The organism is Streptomyces sp. URMC 124 (genome assembly GCF_051386455.1).
Lineage (GTDB): Bacteria > Actinomycetota > Actinomycetes > Streptomycetales > Streptomycetaceae > Streptomyces.
In genome coordinates, this window is record NZ_JBPQTS010000219.1 from 1 (window position 1) to 9098 (window position 9098).

The window sequence follows — 9098 nt, forward strand, 5'->3', positions numbered from 1 at the left end:
CCGACGCCCCCGACGCCCCGGGAACCCCGGGCCCCGAACTGCTCGGCACCCGGCTGCGCCGCCTCCTGGAGCTGCTCGACGGCGACGTCGGTGCCGTGTACGAGGACCTCGGCCTGGCCGGGTTCCGCCCGCGCTTCACCCCCGTCGTCCGCGCGCTGGCCGCCTCGGGGCCGAGCGCCGTCCGCGACCTCGCGCGGGCCGTCGGCGTGACGCACTCGGCCGCGAGCCAGACGGTGGCCCGGATGGCCGAGGAGGGGCTCGTCGTGCTCGCGCCGGGGCGGGACGCACGGCAGCGCGTCGTGAGCCTGACGGCCCGGGCCGAGTCGCTGCTGCCGGTGCTGGACGCCGAATGGGCGGCCACGGCCGCCGCGGCGGCGGAGTTCGAGGCGGAGTTGTCGTATCCGCTCAGCAGACTGGTCACCGAGGCGCTGGACGCCCTCGGCCGGCGGCCGATGCGGCAGCGGATCGCCGAGGCGCTGCCGGTGGACGCGCTGCCGGTGGACGCGCCGGACAGGGCAGGGGCCCCGAAGGCGTAGGGGCGGCCCGTGGCCGGCCCGTCCGCCCCGCACGCCCCGGAAGCGCTCCTGCTCCACATGGGGGAGCGCGAACCACCCATGTGCGCCACTTGGACAGGTTTGCGCCGCCCCTGTGCGGCAACGCGACCTTATGAGCCCCTCCTCCCGGCAGGAGCCTCCCGTGGTCGTCTTCGCTCTCGCCCTCCCCCCTCTGCTGCTGTGCGCGATCCTCGCCCTGGGCCGCTACGAGGAACGCATACTGACCGGCCCCGTCCCACCGCGCCGCACGCCGGGCAGGCACCGCGGCGCGGGGCGGCGCCGACGCCCCTCACCCATCACTGTGGAAGCAGAAGACGGCAGCCCCGGCGCGTCCGACGGAAGGAGGACGGTGTGACGGACGAAGCGATGACGCTCTTCCACGAGAGCCCCGAGGACCCCTTCTCGGTCGGCAACTCGGCGTCGGCCGTGCTGGACCACCGGGGGATCGTGGTGGGCTGGGGCGACCGTGCCGAGACCCTGCTGGGCCACGCGGCGCGCGACGTGATCGGGCGGCCCGCGCTGGAGGCGCTGGTGGGCCCGGGCGACCGGGAGGGGATCGTGGCGGCGGCCGCCGCCTGCCGGCGGGACACCGGCTGGTTCGGGGTCGTCCCCGTCCTTCACCGCGACGGCCGCCGCATCTCCGTGGGAGTCCGCGCCCGGTGCATCGTCCGCGAGGGCCCCGTCGCCGAATGGTTCCTGGTCGGCGCCCCGGCCGAGGACGTGACCCAGTGGGAGACGGACCGCTCGGTCCTGGACGGGCTGTTCCGGACCGCCCCCGTGGGGCTGGCCGTCCACGCCCCGGACCTGAGCATCCTGCGGATCAACCGGGCCGTCGCCCGGATCGGCGGCATCACCGTCGAACAGGCGCGGGGCCGCCGCACGGGCGACTTCGTGGTGGCGGCGGACACGGAGACGGTGGAGGGCCGCCTGCGCGAGGTGCTGGAGACCGGACGACCGATGATCTTCACGGAGCAGCCGTGCCGGCTGCGCTCCGACCCCTCCCGCGCCCGCTACGTCTCCGTCTCCGCGTTCCGCATGGAGGATTCGGCCGGGGACATCCTCGGCGTCACCCAGTTGGTCGAAGACGTCACCGAACGGCACCGGGCCAGGCTCCGGCTGGCCCTGCTCAACGAGGCGGGCGCCCGCATCGGCACCACGCTGGACGTGGCCGCCACCGCCCGCGAGCTGGCCGACGTGCTCGTCCCCGGGCTCGCCGACGCCGTCACCGTCGACCTTCTCGACCCCGTCAGCCGCGGCGAGGAGCCCTCGCAGGACGGCTTCGGGCCCGTGCGCCGGACGGCCGTCAGATCCGACACCCCGGGCGCCGAGGAAGCCCTCAACCCGCTCGGCGGGCTCATCCGCTTCGGCCCGGAGACCCCCCAGGGCAGGTGCATGGCCGAACAGAGCCCGGTCCTCGTGCCGGAGCTGCGCACCCCCGAGGACCTCGCCGTCGTCGCACAGGAACGCGCCCCCCACGCCCGGGCCCTGGGCGCCCACTCCGTCATGATGCTGCCGCTCGCCGCCCGCGGTCTCGTCCTCGGCCTCGTCACCCTGTGGCGCTCCGGCTGCCCCGACCCGTTCGAGGAGGACGACCTCACCCTCGTGGGCGAGTTCGCCGCCCGCGCCGCCGTCTGCATCGACAACGCCCGCCGCTACACCCGCCAGCACCAGGCCGCCCTGGCCCTGCAGCGCCGCCTGCTGCCCGGCGACCTGCCCGAGCTGCCGGCCGCCGAGGTCGCCCACCAGTACATTCCGGCGGGCGCCGTGGAAGGCGTCGGCGGGGACTGGTTCGACGTCATCCCCCTGTCCGGGGCGCGCGTCGCCCTCGTCGTCGGCGACGTGATCGGCCACGGTATCGACGCCGCGGCCACCATGGGCCGCCTGCGCACCGCCGTCCACACCCTGGCCGAACTCGACCTCGACCCCGACGAGGTCCTCTCCCACCTCGACGACCTCGTGTACCGGCTCGCCGCCGAACAGGAGAGCAACGACCGGGACTTCCCCCTGGACCAGGTGACCGGCGCCAGCTGCCTCTACGCCGTCTACGACCCGATCTCCCGCATCTGCTCCCTGGCCCGCGCCGGCCACCCGCCGCCCGTCCTGGTGGACCCCGGCGGGAAGGTGAGCGTCCCCGACCTGCCCGGCGGGCCGCCGCTCGGCCTCGGCGGGCTGCCCTTCGAGGCGACCGAGCTCGAACTGCCCGCGGGCAGCCTCCTCGCGCTGTACACCAACGGCCTCATCCACAGCCACGACCTCGACATCGACGCGGCGCTCGACCGCCTCTCGCACGAACTCGCCCGCCCGGAACGCTCGGTGGAGGAGACGGCCAAGGCCGTCGTGGACGCCCTCCTGCCCGCCGAGCCCGGGGACGACGTGGCCCTCCTCCTCGCCCGCACCCGCGTGCTCCCGGAGCACTGCGTGGCCACCTGGACGCTGCCGTCGGACGCACGCGCCGCGGGCCGGGCCCGCGCGCTGCTGACGGAGCAACTCGGAGCCTGGGAGCTGGACGAGCTGGCGTTCACCACCGAGCTCATCGTCAGCGAGCTCGTCACCAACGCCTACCGCTACGCCGGCGGGCCGGTCACCCTGCGGCTGATCCGCGGGCCCCGCCTCATCTGCGAGGTCTCCGACACCAGCAACACCGCCCCCCACCTGCGCCGCGCCCGGACGACCGACGAGGGCGGACGCGGCCTCTTCCTCGTCGCCCAGCTCACCGAGCGCTGGGGCACGCGGTACGGGCGGGAGGGCAAGACGGTGTGGACGGAGCAGCTGCTGCCGTAATCGCTCGGCCGTCATCGCTCGGCATAGATGAGCTCTATAGAAGTCATGGAATCCATCTCTTGGACGTTATAGGTGCAGGTCATGCACAGTGGATGACGTCGGCCCCCACCGGCATCCACCAAGGGAGTGACCCATGCACCACCTTGCCCAGGGAGTCCAGCACTTCCGGCAGAACGTCTTCCCCGAGCGCGCGGAGCTCTTCGAGCGGCTCGCCACCACGCACCGGCCCGGTGCCCTGTTCATCGGCTGCTCCGACGCCCGCGTCGTCCCCGAGCTGATCACCCAGCGCGAGCCGGGCGAACTGTTCGTCATCCGCACCGCGGGCAACCTCGTGCCCGCCCACGCGCCCGGCGGCGACGCCGTCGCGGCCGGCGTCGAATACGCCGTGGACGTCCTCGACGTGGCCGACGTCATCGTCTGCGGGCACTCCGCCTGCGGCGCCATGACCGCCCTCGCCGAGGGCGCGGACCTGACGGCGCTGCCGGCTCTGGCCGGCTGGCTGCGGCACGCCGACGCCGCCCGCGCCAGATGCCGCACCGCCCCCGCGGAGGGCAAGGTCGCCGCGATGGTGCGCGCCAACGTCCTGGCCCAGCTGGCGAACCTGGCGACGTACCCCTGCGTCGCCCGCGCCCTCGACCGCGGCACCGTGCGCCTGCACGGCTGGGTCTTCGACATCGGCACCGGCACCGTCGAGGAACTCGACACCACGAGCGGCCGGTTCACGGCCCTCACGGCCGCCTGACGGCCACGACGACCGTCCTCTCCTCACCCGTCACATCGTCAGCAAAGGAAGTTCCATGACCACGCACGCCCAGTTCGACCCGCAGGCCCGCCGGCAGCTCGCGATCGCCGCGGTCGAGGCCAAGACCCGCAAGGACCTCACCTGGCAGCAGCTGGCCGACGCCGCCGGCCTGTCCGTCGCCTTCGTCACCGCCGCCGTCCTCGGCCAGCACGCCCTCCCGGCCCGCTCGGCCGAGGCCGTCGCCGGCCTGCTCGGCCTGGACGACGACGCCGCGCTGCTGCTGCAGACCATACCGACCCGCGGCTCCCTCCCCGGCGGCGTCCCGACCGACCCGACCATCTACCGCTTCTACGAGATGCTCCAGGTCTACGGCACCACCCTCAAGGCCCTGGTCCACGAGCAGTTCGGCGACGGCATCATCAGCGCGATCAACTTCAAGCTGGACGTGAAGAAGGTCGCCGACCCCGAGGGCGGCGAGCGCGCCGTGATCACGCTCGACGGCAAGTACCTGCCCACCAAGCCCTTCTGAGGCGCCGCCGCCCGCACCGCATCCGGCAGAACGCCCGCGCCCGGCCCTCCGCCGGGCGCGGGCCCGCACCCCTCCCCAGGAGCACGCACACCATGGACTTCGTTCAGCGCACCATCGACATCGCCCGCAAGAACGTCGAGGAGGGCGGCCGGCCCTTCGCCACCGTCGTCGTCAAGGACGGCGAGATCCTCGCCGAGAGCCCCAACCTCGTCGCCCAGACTGCCGACCCGACCGCGCACGCCGAGATCCTCGCCATCCGCGAAGCCTGCACCAGGCTCGGTACCGAGCACCTGACCGGCGCCACGATCTACGTGCTCGCCCACCCCTGCCCGATGTGCCTGAGCTCCCTCTACTACTGCAGCCCCGACGAGGTCGTCTTCCTCACACAGCGCGAGGACTACGCGCCCCACTACGTCGACGACCGCAAGTACTTCGAGCTGGACACCTTCTACGCGGAGTTCGCCAAGGACTGGAGCGAGCGCCGGCTGCCGATGCGCCACGAACCCCGCGACGAGGCCGTCGCCGTCTACCGGACCTGGCAGGAGCGCAACGGCGGCGAGCGCCGCGTGGCCGGAGCCCCCACCGCCTGACGTCGGCGGCTGCCGCGGTCGCTCAGCGCGCCGCCGTCTCCTCCGCGGCGGCCACCGGCCCGGCGGGCTTCTCCCCCTTGTCCCCCTTCTCCCCCTTCTCCACCGTCACCCGTTCCCGGGCCGCCGCGGGCTCGGGGCGGCGCGCGTTCAGCACCACGATGGTCAGGACGCCGGCGAGCAGCCCCCAGAACGTCGAGCCGATGCCGGCCAGGGTCATCCCCGACGCGGTGGCCAGGAAGGTGACGACGGCCGCTTCGCGCATGCGCGCGTCCGCGAGGGCGGCCGTGAGGGAGCCGCCGATCGTGCCGAGGAGGCCGAGCCCGGCGATGCCCATGACGAGGGAGGAGGGCATGGCGGTCAGCAGCCAGCCCACGACGCCGCCGAAGAGGCCGACCGTGATGTAGAACAGGCCCGCCCACACGGAGGCCAGGTACCGCCTGCGGGGGTCGCGGTGCGCCTCCTCGCCGGTGCAGATCGCGGCGGTGATCGCGGCCAGGTTCAGGCCGAAGCAGCCGAACGGGGCCAGCACCGCGTTGACGATCCCCGTCCAGGTCAGCAGCGGCGAGACCGGCGTGCGGTAGCCCGCGCCGCGCAGGACGGCCACGCCCGGCAGGTTCTGCGAGGCCATGGTCACCACGTACAGCGGCAGGCCCACGCCGATCAGCACCTGCCAGGAGAACTCCGGGCGTACGAAGACCGGTTCGGCGAGCGCCACGTGCAGCCCAGCGAGGTGCCACGAGCCCCGGAACGCGCTCACCGCGACGCCGGTGCCCAGCGCGCCGATCACCGCGTACCGCGGCAGCCACCGCTTGCAGGCCAGGTAGACGGCGAACATCGGGAACACCACGGCGAAGTCCTGCTGCATCTTCGTGAACAAGTCCATGCCGAACCGGACGAGCACGCCCGCGAGGAGCGCCGACGCCAGCGGCACGGGGATCCTGTCCATCACGCGCTCGAACCAGCCGGTCGCGCCGCTCACGATCACCAGGACCGCGGACAGCAGGAACGCGCCGACGGCCTGGGCCATCGACACCCCGTGCAGACCGGTCGCCAGCAGGGCCGCACCGGGCGTGGACCAGGCCGTGACGACCGGCGCCCGGTGGCGCAGCGACAGCCCGGCGCAGGTCACCCCCATGCCGATGCCCAGCGCGAACATCCAGGACGTGAGCTGCGCGGGCGTGGCCCCGGCGGCCTTCGCGGCGGTGACGACGATGGCCACGGAACTGGTGATGCCGATGAGCACGGCGAGGAAGCCCGCCGTGACCGCGTCGGCGGGTGCTGCGGAGCGTATGCGCCGCGCGAGTCGGGTCAACTGTGGGGAGGGCACGCGGGCGAGTCCACTACACGACTTGATCTTCGTCAACCGCCTTGCGGAGGCGCTGCGGTGACCGCCCTCCCGCGGCGGGCGCACGGCGACCCGGCTACGGTGCCGCCGGCAGGATCACCTCGAAGCGGCAGCCGCCCGGGACGTTGCTCACCGTCGCGCGGCCCGCGTGCGCCTCCACGATGCCGCGGACGATGGCCAGGCCCAGGCCCGCGCCGCCCGGTTGCGTACGGGCCTCGCTGCCGCGCCAGCCCGTGTCGAAGACCCGCGGGAGGTCCGACTCCGGGATGCCGCCGCAGCCGTCCGTCACGGACAGCACGACCGTGTCCGCCTCGCGGCGCGCGGCGACCGCGACCGTGCCGTCGGCGGGAGTGCGGCGGATGGCGTTGACGAGGAGGTTGCCCAGGACGCGGGTCATCTCCTTGCCGTCGACCTCGACCGGCACCGCCTCGACGCCCTCCCCGGTCAGTGCGACGCCGTGCTCGCGCGCCAGCGGCCCGGCCCCCGCGAGGGCGTCGTCCACCAGGTCGTACACCGACATGCGGCTCGGGTGCAGCGGCAGCGCCCCGGCGTGGATGCGGGAGAGCTCGAAGAGGTCGCCGACCATGGCGTCGAGGCGCTCCACGTCCTGGCGCATCCGGCGGAGGTAGCGCGGGGGATCCTCCGCCACGCCGTCCTCCAGGGCCTCGGACATCGCCCGCAGCCCGGCCAGCGGGGTGCGCAGGTCGTGCGAGATCCAGGCCACCAGCTCGCGCCGCGAGGCCTCCAGCGCCTGCTCCCGCTCCCGCGAGCGCGCGAGCTTCCCGCTCGTCGCCGCCAGCTCGCGCCCCAGCGCCGCCAGTTCGGCCGTGGCGCCGCCGCCCGGGGCCGCGAAGCGGCCCTCGTCGCCGAAGGAGCGCGCGGCGCGCGTCAGGGCGGCGCTGCGCGCCACCACCCAGCGGCCCAGCAGCAGGGCGGTGGCGAGGGAGACCACGGCGGCCGTCGCGCAGACCGTCGTGACCACGGTCAGGTCGTGCGGGGAGAGGAACATCGCGCGGGCCACGGCGAGCGTTCCGGCCAGCATCGCCACGACGGAGACGACGGCCACCACCGTGAGGGAGACCGCCACCGAGCGGTGGCGCAGCGCCCGCAGGGCGAGCGCGCCCAGCAGCCCGGCGGCCGCCGCGCCGAGGAAGGAGTACAGGGCGATCAGCAGGACGTCACGCACGGCCGGTCCCTTCGCCGCGGGCCTGCGGTCCGGGCCCGCCGGAAGGCTGCGGGGCGTCCGCCTCGAAGCGGTAGCCGACGCCCCAGACGGTCCGGATCAGCCGCGGCCGGGCCGGATCGTCCTCGATCTTGCCGCGCAGCCGCCGCACGTGCACGGTCACCGTCGACACGTCGCCGAACTCCCAGCCCCACACCTCGTGCATCAGCTCCTCCCGGGAGCAGGCCCGCCCCGGGTGGCGCAGCAGGAAGGACAGCAGGTCGAACTCGCGCAGCGTGAGCGCGAGCACGGCGCCGTTCTTCGTGGCGCGGCGGGCGGCCGGGTCGAGCACGATGCCGCCCGCCCGCAGCAGGGGCGCCGGGCGGGCATCCGTGGCGCGCGCCTGCGCGCGGCGCAGGACGGACGCCACGCGCAGCACCAGCTCCCGGGGGCTGAACGGCTTGGTGACGTAGTCGTCCGCGCCCACCTCCAGGCCGAGGATGCGGTCCTCCTCGTCGCCGCGGGCCGTGAGCATGATCACCGGGACCGGGCCGTCCGCGCGGAGCCTGCGGCACACCTCCAGGCCGTCCATGCCCGGCAGCATCAGGTCGAGGACGACGAGGTCGGGGCGGACCCGCGCGGCCAGCTCCAGGGCGCGGGGGCCGTCCGCGGCCCGGTCGACGGTGAAGCCGGCGCGGTCGAGGTAGCCGGCGACGACCTCGGCGACGGTGGGGTCGTCGTCCACGACGAGGACACGGGAAGGCGGTGTGCGGTGCATGCGGCAAGCCTCGCACCGCCCGGCGCGCGGCGCTCCACGACCCCGGTGCCACCGGCGGCCGTGCCCCCGCTCATCGCGCTTATCACACTTCGAGCACGGTGTCTGGTGCCTTCGGCCCGGTTGTCCGATGGTGAAGGCAACTACGGCTGGTCCACCGGCATTTGCTGCTGCCCGGCGTGCGCCGCAGGCAGGAAGGGGGGTCATGAACTGTCCCGAATGTGGCGCGTCGACCATCAACGGTCCTGACGGGAAGTCCTCGTGCTCACAGTGTTCATGGCAGTCTGGGTGACATGGAAGAGCAGGCATGGCGCTCACACGCCGCACCCGGCGAGCCCTACTACACCACCAACACCTGTAGCGGCTGCGGATCCGTCGTCCTGGGGGTACACGGCAGGTGGACGTGTGCCTCGTGCGGGACCTGCAGCCCCTATCAGGAGCCTCCCGAGGGCTGGGCCTCGGAGATCGCTCCGGAGGGGAAGGGCGGCGACGGCCAGGCCTGCGACGATCCCCAGGCCAGACGGTAAGGCGCGTCACGGCGGGCCCGGCGGCTTCGTGCCGCCGGCCCCGCCGGTTCTCCCGGGCGTGGGGGGGGGGGGGGGGGGGGGGGGGGGGGGGGG

The 9098-nt window shown here is 74.3% G+C and carries 9 protein-coding genes; 6 read left to right on the forward strand and 3 right to left on the reverse strand.

Annotated features, from left to right (window positions below; genetic code table 11):
- From ACSNOG_RS30345 to ACSNOG_RS30370, 6 genes are all read left to right on the forward strand, one after another.
- Window positions 1-536: MarR family winged helix-turn-helix transcriptional regulator (locus tag ACSNOG_RS30345; RefSeq protein WP_436755913.1), on the forward strand; the 536-nt coding region annotated here is incomplete at its 5' end.
- 160 nt (window positions 537-696) lie between these two features.
- Entirely contained in the window at window positions 697-909 is a 213-nt protein-coding gene (locus ACSNOG_RS30350; RefSeq protein ID WP_436755914.1) for a hypothetical protein, read from the forward strand.
- An 11-nt stretch (window positions 910-920) separates the two neighbouring features.
- Window positions 921-3335: a SpoIIE family protein phosphatase gene (locus tag ACSNOG_RS30355; RefSeq protein WP_436755921.1), complete on the forward strand. Its 2415-nt coding sequence runs from the start codon at window positions 921-923 to the stop codon at window positions 3333-3335.
- A gap of 133 nt (window positions 3336-3468) precedes the next feature.
- On the forward strand, window positions 3469-4077 hold the full coding sequence (locus ACSNOG_RS30360; protein WP_436755915.1) for a carbonic anhydrase: 609 nt from the start codon (window positions 3469-3471) through the stop codon (window positions 4075-4077).
- Window positions 4078-4132: 55 nt separating this feature from the next.
- Window positions 4133-4606, forward strand: coding sequence for a cyanase (gene cynS, locus ACSNOG_RS30365; protein WP_436755916.1), 474 nt, complete (start codon window positions 4133-4135; stop codon window positions 4604-4606).
- Between the two features lie 92 nt (window positions 4607-4698).
- On the forward strand, window positions 4699-5196 hold the full coding sequence (locus ACSNOG_RS30370; protein WP_436755917.1) for a nucleoside deaminase: 498 nt from the start codon (window positions 4699-4701) through the stop codon (window positions 5194-5196).
- A 22-nt stretch (window positions 5197-5218) separates the two neighbouring features.
- Here ACSNOG_RS30370 and ACSNOG_RS30375 read toward each other — a convergent pair whose 3' ends face one another.
- The 3 genes from ACSNOG_RS30375 to ACSNOG_RS30385 all read right to left on the reverse strand — a co-directional run bounded on the left by ACSNOG_RS30375 (window position 5219) and on the right by ACSNOG_RS30385 (window position 8481).
- Window positions 5219-6508 (reverse strand): benzoate/H(+) symporter BenE family transporter, encoded by a 1290-nt coding sequence (locus ACSNOG_RS30375; protein WP_436755918.1) that lies wholly within the window; start codon window positions 6506-6508, stop codon window positions 5219-5221.
- 109 nt (window positions 6509-6617) lie between these two features.
- Window positions 6618-7727: a sensor histidine kinase gene (locus tag ACSNOG_RS30380; protein ID WP_436755919.1), complete on the reverse strand. Its 1110-nt coding sequence runs from the start codon at window positions 7725-7727 to the stop codon at window positions 6618-6620.
- Complete coding sequence (locus ACSNOG_RS30385) at window positions 7720-8481, reverse strand: response regulator transcription factor (protein WP_436755920.1); 762 nt, start codon at window positions 8479-8481, stop codon at window positions 7720-7722. Before ACSNOG_RS30385 ends, ACSNOG_RS30380 begins: the two co-directional genes overlap by 8 nt.
- Between the last annotated feature and the right edge of the window lie 617 nt (window positions 8482-9098).

Excerpts from the sequence above, each read along its gene's own strand:
- ACSNOG_RS30360 (WP_436755915.1), top strand. The coding sequence starts at position 3,469 with ATGCACCACCTTGCCCAGGGAGTCCAGCACTTCCGGCAGAACGTCTTC.
- ACSNOG_RS30385 (WP_436755920.1), bottom strand. The coding sequence starts at position 8,481 with ATGCACCGCACACCGCCTTCCCGTGTCCTCGTCGTGGACGACGACCCC.
- cynS (WP_436755916.1), top strand. The coding sequence starts at position 4,133 with ATGACCACGCACGCCCAGTTCGACCCGCAGGCCCGCCGGCAGCTCGCG.
- ACSNOG_RS30355 (WP_436755921.1), top strand. The coding sequence starts at position 921 with ATGACGCTCTTCCACGAGAGCCCCGAGGACCCCTTCTCGGTCGGCAAC.
- ACSNOG_RS30370 (WP_436755917.1), top strand. The coding sequence starts at position 4,699 with ATGGACTTCGTTCAGCGCACCATCGACATCGCCCGCAAGAACGTCGAG.